The organism is Rubrivivax gelatinosus, assembly GCF_016583785.1.
Lineage (GTDB): Bacteria > Pseudomonadota > Gammaproteobacteria > Burkholderiales > Burkholderiaceae_C > Rubrivivax > Rubrivivax gelatinosus_B.
The window spans coordinates 1-16,469 of the sequence record NZ_NRRU01000105.1; the positions used below are offsets into that span (position 1 = coordinate 1).

Sequence of the window (16,469 nt, forward strand, 5' to 3'; positions counted from 1 at the left end):
GACAAGACCGGCACGCTGACCGAAGGCCGGCCGCGGCTGGTCGAGCGCCGCACGCTCGCCGGCGACGACGCCGCCGCCGACGCGCTGGCCGCCGCGCTCGCGGCGCAGACCGAGCACCCGGTGTCACGGGCGATCGCCGCCGCGCTGCCGGCCGCGACCCTGGCGCTGAGCGCGGTCCAGGTGCGGCACGGCCGCGGCGTCGAAGCCACCAGCGCCGATGGCCGCGCCGTCTGGCTCGGCAGCCGCCGCCTGGCGGCCGAACGCGGCGCGCTGACGGCCGAGGTCGAGGCCGCGCTGGACACCCACGAAGCCCTGGGCCGCAGCGTCACGCTGCTGGGCGAAGGCACGAACACGCTGGCGCTGTTCGCCGTCGCCGACACGCTCAAACCCGGCGCGCGCGCCGCCGTCGCCGAGCTGAAGGCGCTGGGCATCGTGCCGGTGATGCTCAGCGGCGACCACGAGGCCGCGGCGCGTGCGGTCGCGGCCGAAGCCGGCATCACCGAAGTCAGCGCCGGCCTGCTGCCCGAGGACAAGCTGGGCGCGATCGAGGCGCTGCAACGCCGCCACGGCGCCACCGGCATGGCCGGCGACGGCCTCAACGACGCGCCGGCGCTGGCGCGCAGCGACCTCGGTTTTGCGATGGGCGCCGCCGGCACCGACGTCGCGATCGAGGCCGCCGACGTCGTCGTGATGAACGACGACCCGCGCCGCATCGCCGAGACCGTGCGCCTGTCGCGTGCGACGCACGCGGTGCTGGTGCAGAACATCACGCTGGCTCTCGGCATCAAGGCCGCGTTCCTGGCGCTGGCGGTGTTCGACGACGCGACGATGTGGATGGCGGTGTTCGCCGACATGGGCGCCAGCCTGATCGTCGTCTTCAACGGCCTGCGGCTGCTGCGCCACGGGCGCGCCCCGGCAGGCGACAGGGTGTAACGCAGGGCGGCACCGGGCCCATGGTATAGAGCCGATCCGGGGAGCGAGGCGGCCGCGACGGCCGCGCCCGATCCGCGATCGACCGGCAGGGAGGGCCCGGATGCAGGATGGCAAGCACGCGCGCGGTGCAGGCGCAGACGCCGGCGCGACGCCGCTGCCGCGCGCCGGCGACCGGGGCGAGGCCGACTATCACGACGCCGCCGACCTGTACCCGCAGGTCTCGTGGCTGGCCGCCCCCGACGGCACGGTGCAGGGCTTCAACCGCCAGTGGCTGGAGATGACCGGCTTCAGCGCCGACGCTCCCGGCGGCGACAGCTGGCGCGCGGCCCAGCATCCGGCCGACCTGCCCGGGCTCGAACGCGCCTGGCGCCAGGCGATCACCAGCGGCGAGCCGCTGGACCTGGAACACCGCATCGGCACCGGCGACGGCCGCTGGCGCTGGATGCGCACCCGCGCGCGGCCGCAGCGCGACCCCGGCGGCCGCATCCTGCGCTGGTACGGCGTGACCGAGGACATCGAACCGCAGCGCCGCGCGCGCGCACTGCTCGCCGGCCAGAAGGAGGCGCTGGAACTCGCGGCCAGCGGCGCCGCGCTGGCGCGTGTGCTCGAACGCCTGGCGCGTGCGGCCTGCGAACAGATAGACGAAGACGCCGGTGCCGCCATCCTGCTGCGCGACCCGGCCGACGGCCTGCTGCACTTCGCCGCCAGCTGGGGGCTGGACGCGGCTTACGCCATCGACTTCGCGCAGGCGGCGGTCGGCCCGGACGAACCTTCGTGCGGGCTCTCGGCCTATACGGGCGAGCCGGTGTTCGTCGCCGACATCACGCAGGACCCGCTGTGGACGCCGAGGCGCGATCAGGCGGCGGCACACGGCATCCGCGCCTGCTGGTCCAAGCCGATCACGACGCTGGCCGGCGAGGTCGTCGGCACGATGGCGCTGTACCCGCCGACAACGCGCCTGCCCGGCGATGACGAACTCGAACCGCTGCGCCTGCTGGCGCGCGCTGCGGCGGTGGTGATCGAGCGCGAACGCGAGGCCGCCGAACGCGCGCTCACCGAGCGCCGGCTCGCCGAGAGCGAACGCAGGCTGCGCACCGTGTTCACCGCGATCGACGAAGGCTACGCGCTGTGCGAGATGGTGCTGGACGACGAAGGCCGGCCGCTCGACTACCGCTTCCTCGAGGTCAACCCGCGGTTCGAGGCCATGACCGGCTTGCACGACGCCGCCGGCCGCCGCGCCTACGAGATGGTGCCGACGCTCGAGCCGCACTGGCGCGAGACCTACGGCCGGGTCGCGCTCGGCGGCGAGCCGCTGCGTTTCGAGAACGTCTCGCAGGTGCTGGGGCGCTGGTTCGAGGTCTTCGCGACGCCGGTCGAGCCGCGCGGACGCTTCGCGCTCGTGTTCCGCGACGTCAGCGCACGCCGCCGCGCCGAGGCTGCGCTGCTCGAGAGCGAACGGCGTTTCCGCACGATGGCCGACGGCGTCGAGGCGATGATCTGGGTCACCGACGCCAGCGGCGGCGTCGAGTTCATCAACCGGGCCTACGTGCAGTTCTTCGGCCTGGACGCCAAGCGCCTGAGCGGGCCCGGCTGGCAGCAGATCCTGCACCCCGAGGACATGGCAGCCTACGTCGCCGCCTTCATGGCGGCGCTGCAGGCGCGCGGGCCCTTCCACGCCCGCGCCCGCGCACGCCACGCCAGCGGCGTCTGGCGCTGGCTGGACTCGTCGGCGACGCCGCGGCTGGACGAGCAGGGCCGCTTCATCGGCCACGTCGGCGTCAGCTACGACATCACCGAACTCGCGGCGACGCAGCTCGCGCTGCGCGAGGCCGACCGGCGCAAGGACCGTTTCATCGCGACGCTGTCGCACGAACTGCGCAACCCGCTGGCGCCGATCCGCAACGCCGCCGAGCTGCTGGCCGCACCGGCGCTGCCGCCCGAGCGGCGCAACTGGGCGGCCGAGGTCATCAAGCGCCAGGTCGGCCACGTGGCCGCGCTGCTCGACGACCTGCTGGACCTTTCGCGCATCAACGCCGGCAAGCTGGTGCTCAAACGTTCGCTGACGACGCTGGGCGCGGTCGTCGAGGCCGCGGTCGAGGCCGCGCGCCCGCTGGTCGACGACGGCGGCCACGAACTGCGGCTGCAGGTGCCGCAGCCGGACACGGCGCTGAGCGTCGACGTCATCCGCCTGGTGCAGGTGCTGACCAACCTGCTGACCAACGCCGCCAAGTACACCGACCCGGGCGGCCGCATCGAACTCGACGCCGGCGTCGTCGACCAGCAGCTCGTCATCGCGGTGCGCGACGACGGCATCGGCCTGGAAGCCGAGGCACTGGGCAGCGTCTTCGGCATGTTCGCCCAGGTTCAGGGTGAACGCGACCGGGCCCAGGGCGGGCTGGGCATCGGGCTGGCGCTGGTCAAGGGCCTGGTCGAGCTGCACGGCGGCAGCGTCGCCGTCGCCAGCGAAGGCCGCGGCCGCGGCAGCGAGTTCCTCGTCTGCATCCCGCTGCCGGCGGTGGCGCCGGCCGTCGCCGCCGGGCCGGCCGCGACGCCGGGAGCGGCGCTGCGTGTGCTGGTCGTCGACGACCATGTCGACGCCGCCGACACGCTGGCAATGCTGCTGCGCCTGGCCGGGCACGAGGTGCAGGTCGTGCACGACGCGACGGCCGCGCTCGAAGCCGGCGCCGCGTTCCGGCCGCAGGTGGCGCTGCTGGACATCGGCCTGCCCGGCATCGACGGCCACGAGCTCGCGCGCCGGGTGCGCGCCCAGGCCTGGGGCCGGAGCATGCGCCTGGTCGCGCTGACCGGCTGGGGCCAGCCCGGCGACCGCCGGCGCGCGGCCGAAGCCGGCTTCGACGAGCACCTGGTCAAACCGGTCGACCCGGAGCGGCTGGACGCCGCGCTGCGCGCCTAGCGCCGACGCGCCAGCAGCCCGATCAGCGCGGCGCGGCCGACGTGCTGCGTGCCCTCGGCGAGTTCGTGTTCGTACTCGACGAGTTCGAGGATCTCCAGCCCGGCGAAAGCCGTGCGCAGCAGTTCGGGTGTGTACAGGTGCTCCACCCGCCCCGGCCCGCCGCTACGGAACGCCAGCTGCTGCGGCGTGTAGCCCAGCAGCACCAGGCAGCCGCCGGGGCGCAGCGCCGCAGCCATGTGCTCGAACAGCCGCGCGCGCGCCGGCGGGTCGGCGAACTGCACGAAGACCGCGACGACGGCGTCGTATTCGGCTTCGGGCCAGCGCCAGTCGTCGCAGCCGGCGACCTCGTAGTGCACGGTGACGCCGGCCTGCGCCGCCAGCCGCCGCGCCTTGTCGACACCGAGCGCGGCGATGTCGAAAGCCTCGACCTGGAAACCCTGGCGCGCCAGCCAGACGCTGTTGCGGCCTTCGCCGTCGGCGACGCAGAGCACGCGGCCGCCGGCCGGCAGCCGCGGCGCGACACGCTGCAGGTAGTCGTTGGGCTCGGTGCCGAAGAGGAAACCTTCGGTCTGGTAACGCTGGTTCCAGGTGCCGGCGGGGTCGGCGAAGGGGTCGGGGGCGGTGTCGCTGCTCATTGGGGCACCCTAAGGCCTGCGGCCGATCCCGCCAAGCGGGAATGAGCACCGGACAAGTCCTGAGGGCTCATGCGCCGATGGGGCCACGGCGCGCTTCGCCAGACGGCGGCGAGGTCAACCCCCGGGGGTACGATGGCGCGTCGCCCACCGGAGCCCCGCATGCACCGCGCCGCCGCCCTCGCCTGCCTCGTGCTCGCACCCGCCGCGTTCGCCGCCGAGGACATGCGCCAGCTCGCGTCGCTGACGCCGGCGGCCCAGGCCACGCTGCGCGACGAGATGCTGGGCAACCTGCGCGCGGTGAACGAGATCATCGGCCTGCTCGGTGCCGGCAAGCTGGCCGAAGCCGGTGCAGTCGCCGAGACCGAGCTGGGCATCGCCGCGATGGGACGCAACCGGCTGCTGCCGATGGACGCACGCCCCGGCCCGCAGATGCCGCCGGCGATGCACCGCCTGGGAATCGACGGCCACCAGGCCGCGAGCCGCTTCGCCGACGCCGCCAAGGCCGGCGACCAGCCGCTCGCGCTGCAGCGCCTGGGCGAGCTGACGACGAGCTGCGTCGCCTGCCACCACGCCTGGCGCGTGCGCTGAAGCTCCGGCTCAGAGCCGCGGCCGGTAGTCGAAGCTGGACGCGGCGCGCGTGTCGGTGAAGGGCTCGACCGGCTGCGCCCGCGTCAGCGCCGCGTTGACCAGCGAGGCCGGGAACACTTCCAGCCCGGTGTTGTAGAGCTCGACGTTGCGGCTGAAGATCGTCAGCGCGGCCGTCACTTCCTTCTGCAGGTCGACGAGTTGGGCCATCAGGTCGCGCAAGGCGCCGGCGGCCTGCAGCTCGGGGTAGGCCTCGACGGCGATGCGCAGGCTCTTCAGCAGTTCGGCGCTGGCGCGTTCGGCCTGGGCCAGCGCGATGCCGTCGGGCTGTGCACCCAGCCGGCCCAGGCTCTCGCGCAGCTGGGTCACGCTGGTCAGCAGGCCGCGTTCGTACTCCTGGTACGAGCCGACCAGTTCCTCCAGCCGGGGCAGGGTCTGCTGCTTCTGGCGTTCGTAGGCCAGCACGTCGGCCCAGGCGCGGCGCACCGCGTTGCGGCGCGAGACGATGCCGTTGTGGATGACGACGACGCCGGCGGCGACGGCGATGGCGGCCAGCACGACGATCAGGGTGGTGTTCACGGGAAGGCCTTTCGGTTCGGGATCGGGGGTGCGGGCTCGGGCCGCGCCTGCAGCCCGGCGGCGGCGTCGCAGAGCGCACGCAGCAGCGTCGTCAGCGCGTCGAGCTTGGGCATCGTCGCCGTCGAGCGCACGCGCCAGCGCAGTTCGTCGAGGCGGTCGGTGCGCCGGCGGGCGTCGGCGCGCCCCAGCAGGTCGTCGTCGGAGAACGAGATGCAGCCCTGATCGCCGGCAAAGTGCAGGTCGAGCGCGCGGAAGTGGCGCCCGGTCTCGACGAAGGTCTGCACGACGGAGGGCGTCAGCAGGCGCGCGGCCTGCATCTCGCTGGCGGCGCCGACACGCCAGCGTTCGCCGAACTCGATCGACGCGGTGCTCCAGGGCACCGGCATCTTCGGCTTGCGCACTTCGGACACCGCCAGCGTCAGCGGCGGCGCCAGCGAGACGACGACGCCGTGGCGATGCTGCGTCGTGCGCTGCGTGTCCTCACGCTGCTTGCCGTCGGCGTCGGTCGAGCTGCTCTGGCGCACCTCGACCCAGCTGAAGCGGTAACAGGCGATCTTGTGCGCGAGCCCGGACTCGTCGCTCCACTCGCCTTCGACGAGGCGGTCTATGGTCTGGCCCTCGTCGCCGCGCTCGAAGTCGGGGAAGACGGCGCGCCAGTCGCGCCACAGCCGGGGGCCGTCGCAGTCGACGGCGGCCAGGCCGCGGTCGAGCATGGCCGACTGGGTGAGCACGGTGTCGATGAAACGCCGCCGCGCCGCGAACGCCGCCACCGGCAGCGCGCCGGCCAGCAGCGCGACGAGCAGCGCGGCCAGCGCCTGGCCGTCTTCGCCGGCCTGATGGCGCCAGGCTGCGACGATCGTGGCCAGCACCGCGACGACGATCGCCGGCAGCGGGTCGGCCCGCACGATGCGGCCGTCGCTGGCGCCCTGGCGGCTGATCTCGGCCAGCAGCAGTTCCTTGGACGGCAGCGCCCGCGCCTGCCGGGCGGCGCGGCGCAGGCGCAGCAGCAGGCGGATCATCGGCACGCGCCCGGGGTGCGGGCGCTGGAGCAAGGGGTCGGCATCGGCGCGGCAGCATGCCACGGCGGCGGCGCCGCGCGTGGTCGTCTCCCGTTATCGGCGCCTCAGGTGCCGACGTTGAATCTCAGCGTGCCGCGGCCGCGACACGAGCCCACAAGGCCGCCGCGGCGGCCGCCGGGGCCGCGGTGTCCAGCCCGCCGGCGGCAGCGTCCACCCAGTCCAGCGTGTCGTGCTCGCTGCCGGGCACACGCTCGCGGCGACGTTCGGCCACCAGCCAGGCGTGCAGCGCGGCGTATTCGGCCGGGCGCCGCGCCTGGATCCAGGCCAGCCCGGCGAGGTCGGCCCAGGCTTCTTCGCGGCGCTCGGCGGCCATCGCCTGGCGCTGGGCGTCGGCGCTGGCGGCCACCGGGCCGTGCCAGGCGCCCTGCACATGGCGTTCGCAGTGCGCGATCTCGTGCGCCGCCATCAGTTCGAAGGCGGCGTTTTCGTGCCCGGCCGGCAGGCGCTCGAGCGTGGCTTCGGCCTCGGGGTTGGCGCGCATCGACAGCACGAACTTGCAGCGCCCGTCGACGAAACCCAGCGCCAGCGGCGCCAGGCCGCCAGCGGGCTGCGGCTGCACGACGATGTCCAGCGGCAGGCCGCGGGCCTCGGCCGCCGCCAGCACCGGGGCGGCGCCGCGCAGCCAGAGGGTCTCGGTCGGCGTCAGCTCCGCCGCACCCGCGCTGGCGGCCGCCGCCAGCGCCCATGCCGTGATCGCCTGCCGCATCCGCGTCTCCCGCCGTCACCGATCCCGGCTCTTCGGTCGGCGGTGGCGGCGATTGAGCGCGCGGGACAACCGTTACATCGGCGTGCCGTCAGGGCGCCGCGGCCGCGGGAAGAAACGTTCGGCGAGCGCGGCGTTGTCCACCTGCACCAGGTCCTTGTCCAGCTGCTGTCCGAGGCAGCGCGAGACCTGCGGCGACAGCGCCTTGCGCAGCAGACCGAGGAAACGCGGCGCGGCGGCCAGGTGCAGCTCGTCGAAGCGGCGCGCCAGCAGCGCCTCGTGCAGGCGGGCGGCGACCCGGCGCGCGAAACCGTCGGCCTCGTGGTGTTTTTCGTCGGTGCCGGCCGAGGTGGTGGCGCCGGTGGCACGCGACGCACCGGCGGCGCTGCCCCCGGCGCGGCGGCCGGTGGCGTCGGCGCGCAGGTCCTGGCCGCGGGCGTGCGCGGCCGGGTCGGTCAGTTCCTCGACCGGCTGCAGCGCGCCGCCTTCGTCGGGACGCTGCAGGAAACGGGCGATGGCCTCGTCGGCCACCACCACCCAGACTGTCTTGTTCATGCCGGACCTCGGGAGACGGGATCCGGCGGCGGGCAAGCCGCGTTCCGCTCAGGCGGTCTTCAGGCGAGCTGGCTCTGCAGGTAGTTGGGCAGCGTGACCAGCGTGATGAGACGCAGCTGCTGTTCCAGCCAGTGGGCGTGGTCCTGCTCGGTGTCGTCGAGCATCGGCAGCAGGATGTCGCGCGTGACGTAGTCGCGTTCGCTCTCGCACAGCGCCATCACCTCGCGCAGGTGCTGCACGACACGCAGCTCGACGGCGAGGTCGTTCTGCAGGATGGACGGCACGTCGTGGCCGACGTCGAGCGCGTTCGGCGTCATGCGCGGCGTGCCGCCGAGCATCAGGATGCGGCGGATCAGCGCGTCGGCGTGCGCGGTCTCGTCTTCCATTTCGTGGCCGATGCGGTCGGCCAGCTTGGCCAGGCCCCACTCGGACAGCATGCGCGAATGGATGAAGTACTGGTCGCGGGCGGCGAGCTCGTCGACCAGCAGCGCATTCAGCGCGTCGAGGATGGCGGGGTGGCCTTGCATAGGCTTCTCCTGGCGGGCGGGGTGCGAAACGCGCGAATCCTACGCTGACACCGCCGCCGCCGCAGGCGCCCGGCCAATGCACCACCGGGCGGCTCAGGAGCCGGCTTCGGGCACGTAGACGATGGAGCCGTCCTGCATGCGGTAGGCCACGCCCGCCTTCTGGCCGTCGCCGCTGCCGATGGCGCCGCTGGCCTTGTAGCGCTCGATCTTCTCGCCCTTCTTCACCACCATCTCCATGCTCGGTTTGCCGGGGTCGGTGATGACGGTGACGTCGCGCTGCGAGAACGGGTTCATCAGCGGGTTCTGCGCGATCGTGATCAGCAGCGCGGCGATGACGACGAGAAAGATGTCGATCAGGTTGACGACCGACAGGATGGGGTCGTCGTCCTGGCCTTCGTTGAGCAGCTTCATGCGGCCACCTGGGTGCGCGCGGCGGCGATCTCGACCAGTTCCTCGGCCAGCCAGCGCCGGCGCACGTTGACGACCCAGAACGTGATCGAGGCCGCGATCAGCGCCAGGATCACCGCCGAAAACGCCACCGTGAGGTTTTGCGACACCTGCGCCAGGTTGCCGTCGGACAGCGACTTCAGCGCCGGGCCCATCGGGATCATCGTCGCCACCAGGCCCAGCATCGGCGTCACCCGGCTGGCGATGCGCTGGGTCTCGAGCAGCCGGTGCGCGTGCAGGTCGAGCGCGTCGTCGCTCAGGCCGCCGGCGGCGCGGTCGGCGGCCACCAGCGGCCGGCCGCCGCCGCGCCGGCGCAGCCAGGCGAGCGTGGCGAACTCGCCCAGCGCCCAGAAGGCGTAGAGAAAGAGCAGCGCGATCAGCGCCAGCGTCGGCAGCAGGAAGACCTGCGCGACGTCGTACATCGTCGATTCGAGAACGTGGTTCATCTTCAGGTGGCTGGTTGGCTGCCTCAGGCGGCAAGCGGGGTGGGACGACGGTGGCGGCGGCCGCGCAAGGCGCCGCCCGCCAGCGTGAGGGCGACGACGGCGAGCGCGAGCTCACGCAGCCGCGGCGCCGGCGGTGGTGCGGCGACACGTTCGAGCAGCAGGCCTTCGACCCGCGGTGCCGGCTCGGGCGGGCGCGCCGCAGGTGCCTGCTGCGCTGCGGCGGCAGGAGCCGGTGCCGACGGTTGCGGCGCGAGGCCGTAACCGACGAAGGCGGCGAACGCGGCGTTGTCGGGCCGCACGCCGTGGCGGCGCGAGAGTTCGCGCCAGCGCGACTTCAGCTCGGCCACGCTCTCGGGCGCGGCCTTCCACTGGCCCAGGCGCGCGGCTTCCAGCATGCGCTCCATGACCTGCGCCAGCGCGTGCGGGTTGCGGCTCTCGAACCAGCGCCGCATGCCCAGCCGGTGTTTGTCGCGCACGTAGACGTCCATGAACTCCTGCCACTGGTCGTCGCGCACGATCTCGCGCGCCACGCTCTGCCAGCCGGCGAAGTTGTTGACGCCGTCCAGCACCTGCAGCGTGCCGGCGTAACCCTCGGCCATCAGGCCGCTGATGTGGCCGGGGTGGAAGTTGCGGGTCGCCAGCTCCTTGGCCAGGAACTCGGCCGCGCCTTCGACCCGGCCGGCACCAGGGCCGCGCAGGTTGCTGATGTAGAGCTCGGGCGCCTTGCCGTCGAGCTGGCGCACGGCCAGCGCGAGCCCGCCCAGGTACTGGAAGGGGTCATCGGTGGTCAGCATGCCGTAGAGGTTGGAGCTGCGCGCCAGCACCGCGCCTTCGGTGCCCTTCAGCTGTTCGGCGTAGAGGTTGCCTTTGCCTCGTCCGTCCACGCCGGCCTGGCCCCACTCGGCTTCGTCGGGGCCGTAGGCGAACTGCATGCGCGCCAGGTACAGCCCGGCGAGCTTGCGGTCGCCTTCGGCCTGGGTCTTCCAGGTGTCGGTGGCCAGCGCCGCCTCGTCCAGGCCGCTGCCGTAGCGGCCCGACTCGGACGAGAAGATGCGTGTCATCGCGCCACGTTCGGCCGCGGCCGCGTCCAGCCCGCGCGCACGCAGGTCGGCGGCGATGCGGCGCGTGTTCGCCGCCACCGGGTTGTCGGCTTCGTCGGCCTGGGCGGCGAGTTTGGCGGCCTTGGCGAGCTGGCGCATCACGTTCGGAAAATGGTCGCGGTACAGCCCGGTGGCCGAGAGCACGACGTCGATGCGCGGCCGGCCGAGTTCGGCGCGTGGCACCAGCTTGACGTCGGTGATGCGCCCGCCGGCGTCCCAGACCGGCTCGACACCCAGCGCCCACAGCGCCTGGGCTTCGAGCAGGCCCTGGTGGCGCATGGTCTCGACCGACCAGAGCGTGAACGCCAGCTTGGCCGGCGTGCGCCCGGTCTTGGCGCGGTGTGCCGCAGCAAGCTGCTCCAGTGCCAGCTTGCCGGCGTCCCAGGCGGCTTTGGTCGGGATGCGCGACGGGTCGAAACCGTAGAGGTTGCGGCCGGTGGGCAGCGAGTCGGGGTTCTTCATCGGGTCGCCGCCGTAGCTGGTCGGCAGGTAACGCCCGGCGAGCGCCGTGAGCAGGCCGCGGATCTCGCCTTCGGCGCCCAGGTCGGCGTACCAGCGCCGGCCGCGTTCGATGGCTTCGCGAACCGCGGCCGGCTGGGCCGACGTGTCGGTGCCCTGGACGATGAACTCGTGCAGGCGGCGGTAGGTGGCGGTCTCGGTGAGCTTGCGCCAATCGCCGACCAGCACCTCGTCTGCCTGCTCGCCCGGCGCGGCCAACGCGACCATGGTTTCGCGCCCCAGCATCTCCATCACCATCGCCAGGCGCCAGCGTTCGTCGGGGCCGCGGCCGAAGCTGTGCAGCCCCACCGGCTGCACCGTCAGCGCGATCTCGTGCAGGTGGTCGTGCAGCGCCTGGATGAAACCGGGGAAGTCGGCGTCCAGGCGGGCCTCGCTCCAGCCCATGTCGAGCGCGATGCGTTCGCGCTTCACCCCTTCGCTGATCTGGCGCCGCAGCGCGTCGCGCACCTGGCCCTCGCCTTGCGCCAGCCACTGGTGCAGTGCGTCGTGCAGCGCGGTCAGCGCGTCGTGCAGCCCGGCCGGCGCCAGCGCCGGCGTCTGGTGCGAGACGATGACCGCACGCCCGCGGCGCTTGGCCTGCAGCGCCTCGCCGATGTTGTCGACGATGTACGGGTAGACCACCGGCACGTCGCCGACGGCCAGCAGCGCGTCGTCGAAGACCGAGAGACCACGCTCCTTGCCCGGCAGCCATTCCTGCGTGCCGTGGGTGCCGAAGTGCACCAGCGCGTCGGCGCCGAACTGCTCGCGCGCCCACAGGTAGGTGGCGAAGTAGTGGTGCGTCGGCACCGCGCTGGTCGAGTGATAGAGGGCCTTCTCGCGGTCTTCGCCACGTTCGCCGCGCGCCGGCTGCGGCAGCAGCGTGACGCCGCCGAGCTGCAGGCGCGGAATCACGAACCAGTCCTGCCCGCCCTGGCGCAGGACCCAGGTCGACTTCTCCGGCGCGCCCCAGCGTGCGTCCAGGCGCTCGCGCACGGCCGGCGGCAGCGTCGCCAGCCAGGCGCGGTAACGCGCCAGCGGCAGCCGGTCGGCGAGGCCGTCGCGCAGCAGCGCTTCGAGCACCGCACGGTCTTCGGCCGGGCGGTAGGCGGGCTCCAGCAGGCGCTGCAGCTTGGGGGTCAGCAGCGCCTCGTCCTCGGAATCGGTGGCGTAACCGGCGTCATGCAGACCGGCAAGCGTGTTCACCAGGCTGCGCGGCAGGTTCATGAACGAAGCCGACAGGTTCTTCTCGCCCGGCGGGTAGTTCCAGAAGAAGACGGCGATGCGCTTGTCGGCCGCGGGCTTGCGCTGCAGCTTCACCAGGTTCAGCGCCTTGGCGACGACGGCGGCGACCTGGGGGGCGATCGGCTCGACCTGCTCGTCGCTGCCACGGGTGGCGGCCACCGTCTGGATGTCGGTGACGCCGGCGTATTCGGCCTGCGACAGGTAGAAGGGCACGTCGTCGATGCGCACGCCCTGGTTGTCGGCGGCCCAGGCGGCGCTGTCGCCGCGGCGGTAGCTCATCGCCTGCAGCACCGGCACGCCCAGCGCCTCGAACTCGGCGCGGCGGCCGTCGGGGTTCAGCGTGATCTGGGTGTTGATCAGCACGTCGAGCACCGGCCGGCCGTCGACCAGCGCGATGCGGCGCACCGCGTCGGCGTCCAGCACCGGCGTGTAGAAGGCCAGCGGCACGGCGCCGGCGGCTTCCAGGCGCCGGATCAGGTCGTCGAGCAGTTCGGTCTGCTCGGCGGCGACGCTCTGCGGGTGGAAGACGATGCCGACCACCGGCGGCCGCGCGCCGTCGGCGGGCACGCCCTTCCACGCCAGGTAGTCGCGGGTGGAGGCGCGCACCAGCCCCGGCAGCTGCGGGTGGTAGATGCCGGCGGCCGGGAAGACGATGGGGTCGGGATGCCCGGCCCAGGCGCGGCCCGCCAGCCAGTCGTCCAGCGTCTGCACGAAGTGGCGCAGGTTGGGGCCGCTGCCGTTGACGTAGTAGGCGTGCAGGCGCGCGGCGACGTCGGCCGGCATGCCCTGCGGCCGGGCGGCGGCGGTCGACAGCCAGACGTGGCGCCGGCCGTCCAGCGCCGGCAATGCCGGCGCCAGCTTCTCGCGCATCCAGGCTTCGATGTGCGGGCGCGGCGCGTCGATCAGCACCAGGTCGGCGCCGTCCCACAAGGACGGGCCGGGCTCGGCCAGCTTCTCGACGTAACGCACCTCGACCGCCAGCCCGAGCGGCGCGCCCAGGCGCGCGAGCGCGGCGAACTTGGCCGGCGGCACCGGCGAGGTCGTCACGAACAGCACGCTGGCGGCCTGAGCCGGCAGCGCGAGCAGCATCAGAAGCAGGGCCAGCACCGCCGCCGCGGCACCGAGGCGGCGGCGGGCGGCGGCGAACTGCGGGACGGGCTGGCGGCTTGGGCTGGCGGATCGCGGCATCAGAAGCGGTAGCGCACGCTGAGGTTGACGTTGCGTCCAGGCTGCGAATACGCGTCGACGGTGGTCGAGGCCGTCGTCAGGTCGCGCGCGTCGGCCCACTGCACGTACTTCTTGTCGAACAGGTTGGTGATGCCGACGTTCAGCTCGGTGTCGGGGCGCACCAGCCACCACAGCGACAGGTCGGCGACCGCGAAGCCACCGGGCACGTACTGCGTGCTGGAGTCTTCGTCGCTGACGTAGCGGCCCTGGCGCTTCATCGCGACGAGCGCGAACTCGGTGCCGAAGTGGCCGACTTCACGTTTCAGCGCGAGCACCAGCTTGTCGGGCTCGACCGTCTCCAGCGGCGCCTTGACGCCCGACTCCTCGCTGTCGCCGTGGGCATGCGCGTAACGCGCGGCCAGCGTCCAGCCGGGGCGGAAGCTCCAGTCCAGCGTGGCCTCGAAACCGCGGATGTCGACGCGGTTCAGGTTGACCGCCTGGTAGATCCAGGGGTCGGCCGCGGTGCCGGCGCCGTCGACGGTGACGTTGGACGCGATGAAGTCCTTGTAGCGCGACTTGAACACCGTCGCAGCCCAGCGCAGCGCACCGCTCTCGCCGCGCAGGCCGAGTTCGACGGTGTCGCTGGTCTCGGGCTTCAGATCGGGGTTGCCGATCGACATGTAGAAGGCGTTCAGGTTGGTCACGCCGCCGTTGACCTGCGACGGCGTCGGCGCGCGAAAGCCGTGGCCCAGGTTGGCGACGGCGCGCAGCGCCGGCGAGAAGGTCCAGATCAGCCCCAGCCGCGGCGAGAACTCGCTGCCCGACAAGGCGACGGGCGTGCTCGAGTTGTTGGCACTGGCCAGCGGATCGTGGAGATCGGGGTCGAGCTTGAAGTGGTCCCAGCGCAGCGACGGAATCACGGCCAGGCTGCCGACGGCGATCTCGTCCTGCACGAAGGCGCCCAGAAGCCGGTAGTCGGTGTCGGGGAAGTTCTTCTTCTCGACGAACGGGGTCGTCGTGCTCGGCACGCCGTTCAGGTAGTTGCCGCCCTTGCTCAGCGTCGTCACCTCGGTCGTCGACGCGTCGAGGCCCCAGATCAGCCGCTGCGCGACCTGGGTGCCGAAGTTGGACTCGAACTGCGCGCTGGCGCCCAGCGTGCGCTCCTCGTAGCGCGTGTCGCGGTCGCGGGTGTTCCAGGCGCTGGTGTTGCTGCGCGCCTCGTAGCCGAGCTGGCGGTTCTCGGTGTCCTGCGCGTACACGGTGGCATTGATGCGCTGGAACCAGGCGGCGCGCGGGTCCTGGAACTCGTAGCCGGCCTTGAACATCGTGCGGCCGACGCGCTCTGCGGCATCGACGTCGTTCGTCGTCGGGTACATCGGGTCGCCGAACAGCGTGTAGATCTCGCTGTCGATGCGCCGGCTCAGGTGCTCGGCGCTGAACTTCAGCTTCTGGCGTGCGTCCAGGCGCTGCTCGACTTTGGCCAGCAGGTAGTTCGACTGCGTTTCCTGCGGGTTGGCCGTCGTGCGCTCGATGGTCTTGCTGTCGTTGTCGCCCTGGTTGTCGACTTCGTGGCCGCGGCGCAGGCTGGCCAGCAGCATGGCCTCGGTGCCGCCCTCGGTGCGCAACGCGAAGGTCGGCACGGCCACCCAGGAGTCGTCGGCGCCGCGATAACCGAGCTTCAGCGACTCGGCGTGTTTTTCGCCCGGGCGCAGCAGGTCCGACGGGTCCTTGGTCAGGAAGCTCACCGCGCCGGCCAGGCCGTCGCTGCCGTAAGACGAGGACGAGGCGCCGCGCAGCAGTTCCACGCGCTTGAAGGCCTCGACGTCGATGTAGTCGCCGCGGCCGGCGAAAAACGGGCCGTTGGCGTACAGCATCGGCAGGCGCACGCCGTCGACCTGCAGCATCACCTGGTTGCCTTCGAGGCCGCGGATGTTGATGCCTTCGTTGCCGCCGCGGCCGGTGGCGTAGAAGGCCGCCGAGCTGCGGTTGGGCAGGGAGCGCACGGAAACGCCGGCTTCCTGACGCAGCACGTCCTGGATGTCGGTGGCGCCACGGCGGTCGATTTCCTCGGCACTGACGGCGCTGACAGTGGCCGCAACCTCGTCTTCGGCGGCCTCGATGCGCGTCGCCGAGACCACGACCTTGGGCAGCGGTGCCTGCGACACGATGACCCGCCCGGCGTCGGGCGTGGTCTGGGCCGGCGCCGCGGCGGCGGCGAGGGCGGCGATGGCCGCGGTCAGCGGCTGGAGGACGAAGCGGTGCCCGCGGCGCGGGGCGTGGGGGTGGGACATGGTCGTCTTTCTTTTTGCATGGCAGGGCTGGCGGCCGGCGCCGGGGCGGCGCGGTGGCTGGCGATCCGGTTGGTGGAGTAAGGGTTCAGGCGCCAAATGCCGGCCGCTGCCGGGCGTCGGGGCGCCAGCCGCCGCCGAGCGCACGCCGCAGCACGACCAGCTGGTCGGCCTGGCGCCGGTTCTCGCGCACGAGCTCCAGCCGCGTGCGCAGGTCGGGGGTCTCGACGTGCAGCAGGTGGATCTCGTCGCGCAGCTGGCCGATCTCGGTGTCGCGCCGGATCAGCAGCGCGCGCAGCCGCATCGCATCGGCTTCGGCAGCCTCGGCGCGGCGCAGCAGCGCGGCATAGGCGGCGCCGGCCGCAGCTTCGGCGCGCGCCAGCGCGAGCACGGCGGGTGGCATCTGTTGTGGCTGGTTCATGCCTCGGCCTCGGCGTCGAGCAGGCGCACCAGGCGGCGCCAGCCGCAGCGTTCGGGCGTGTCGGCGTTTTCGTCGCCGAAACGGGCGATCGGCGCGCCGTCGGCGTCGAGCAGCAGCAGGGTCTGCAGCAGGCCGCGGCGCGACGGGCAGCGCAGCAGCCAGGCCTGGGCGATGGCGTCCTCTCGCAGGTGCAGGCGCGCGCCGCCGGCGTCGGCCTGGGTCCAGCCGCGTGCCAGGCGCACCGCGCGCCAGTCGCCGCCGCAGGCGCCGGCACCGGGCACACGCACCGACAGCGGCACGCCCTGTTGCGCCGCGGCGGCGAGCAGTTCGTGGGCGCCGGCCGGCGCAAC

General features: G+C 73.0%; 14 protein-coding genes and 1 pseudogene. 3 read left to right on the plus strand and 12 right to left on the minus strand.

Features of this window, described 5'->3' with window-relative positions; translation table 11 throughout:
* Nucleotides 1-933, plus strand: a 933-nt coding sequence (locus CKO43_RS21145; protein WP_200379860.1) for a heavy metal translocating P-type ATPase, incomplete at its 5' end; no start/stop codon positions are given.
* A gap of 100 nt (nt 934-1,033) precedes the next feature.
* Entirely contained in the window at nt 1,034-3,847 is a 2,814-nt protein-coding gene (locus CKO43_RS21150; RefSeq protein WP_200379861.1) for a PAS domain-containing protein, read from the plus strand.
* On the opposite strand, the gene CKO43_RS21155 is transcribed toward CKO43_RS21150, so the two are convergent.
* Entirely contained in the window at nt 3,844-4,482 is a 639-nt protein-coding gene (locus CKO43_RS21155) for a class I SAM-dependent methyltransferase (RefSeq protein WP_200379862.1), read from the minus strand. The genes CKO43_RS21150 and CKO43_RS21155 overlap by 4 nt on opposite strands.
* A 159-nt stretch (nt 4,483-4,641) precedes the next feature.
* On the opposite strand from CKO43_RS21155, the gene CKO43_RS21160 reads away from it, so the two are divergent.
* Nucleotides 4,642-5,070 carry a cytochrome C gene (locus tag CKO43_RS21160; protein ID WP_200379863.1) on the plus strand — a complete coding sequence of 143 codons (429 nt, stop codon included), beginning with the start codon at nt 4,642-4,644 and terminating at the stop codon, nt 5,068-5,070.
* A 9-nt stretch (nt 5,071-5,079) separates the two neighbouring features.
* On the opposite strand, the gene CKO43_RS21165 is transcribed toward CKO43_RS21160, so the two are convergent.
* The 11 genes and pseudogenes from CKO43_RS21165 to CKO43_RS21215 form a co-directional block, all read right to left on the minus strand.
* Nucleotides 5,080-5,646, minus strand: coding sequence for a LemA family protein (locus tag CKO43_RS21165; RefSeq protein WP_200379864.1), 567 nt, complete (start codon nt 5,644-5,646; stop codon nt 5,080-5,082).
* Nucleotides 5,643-6,698 carry a hypothetical protein gene (locus tag CKO43_RS21170; RefSeq protein ID WP_242481273.1) on the minus strand — a complete coding sequence of 352 codons (1,056 nt, stop codon included), beginning with the start codon at nt 6,696-6,698 and terminating at the stop codon, nt 5,643-5,645. Before CKO43_RS21170 ends, CKO43_RS21165 begins: the two co-directional genes overlap by 4 nt.
* A gap of 91 nt (nt 6,699-6,789) precedes the next feature.
* Nucleotides 6,790-7,431: a hypothetical protein gene (locus CKO43_RS21175; protein ID WP_200379865.1), complete on the minus strand. Its 642-nt coding sequence runs from the start codon at nt 7,429-7,431 to the stop codon at nt 6,790-6,792.
* Nucleotides 7,432-7,503: 72 nt separating this feature from the next.
* The gene (locus CKO43_RS21180; RefSeq protein WP_200379866.1) at nt 7,504-7,983 is read right to left on the minus strand and encodes a host attachment protein; all 480 of its coding nucleotides are present in this window, start codon (nt 7,981-7,983) and stop codon (nt 7,504-7,506) included.
* A 59-nt stretch (nt 7,984-8,042) separates the two neighbouring features.
* The gene (gene bfr, locus CKO43_RS21185) at nt 8,043-8,510 is read right to left on the minus strand and encodes a bacterioferritin (RefSeq protein WP_200379867.1); all 468 of its coding nucleotides are present in this window, start codon (nt 8,508-8,510) and stop codon (nt 8,043-8,045) included.
* 93 nt (nt 8,511-8,603) lie between these two features.
* Entirely contained in the window at nt 8,604-8,921 is a 318-nt protein-coding gene (locus CKO43_RS21190; RefSeq protein ID WP_200228447.1) for a DUF2149 domain-containing protein, read from the minus strand.
* Nucleotides 8,918-9,403 (minus strand): MotA/TolQ/ExbB proton channel family protein, encoded by a 486-nt coding sequence (locus tag CKO43_RS21195; RefSeq protein WP_200228449.1) that lies wholly within the window; start codon nt 9,401-9,403, stop codon nt 8,918-8,920. The genes CKO43_RS21190 and CKO43_RS21195 overlap by 4 nt, the downstream gene beginning before the upstream one ends.
* A gap of 23 nt (nt 9,404-9,426) precedes the next feature.
* Nucleotides 9,427-13,350: a cobaltochelatase subunit CobN gene (cobN, locus tag CKO43_RS21200; RefSeq protein ID WP_346728346.1), complete on the minus strand. Its 3,924-nt coding sequence runs from the start codon at nt 13,348-13,350 to the stop codon at nt 9,427-9,429.
* A gap of 80 nt (nt 13,351-13,430) precedes the next feature.
* Complete coding sequence (locus tag CKO43_RS21205) at nt 13,431-15,701, minus strand: TonB-dependent hemoglobin/transferrin/lactoferrin family receptor (protein WP_200379869.1); 2,271 nt, start codon at nt 15,699-15,701, stop codon at nt 13,431-13,433.
* Nucleotides 15,702-15,786: 85 nt separating this feature from the next.
* Nucleotides 15,787-16,119: a hypothetical protein gene (locus tag CKO43_RS21210; RefSeq protein ID WP_200228455.1), complete on the minus strand. Its 333-nt coding sequence runs from the start codon at nt 16,117-16,119 to the stop codon at nt 15,787-15,789.
* Nucleotides 16,116-16,469: pseudogene (locus tag CKO43_RS21215) on the minus strand (hemin-degrading factor); the annotation flags it as partial. The pseudogene CKO43_RS21215 and the gene CKO43_RS21210, both read right to left, overlap by 4 nt.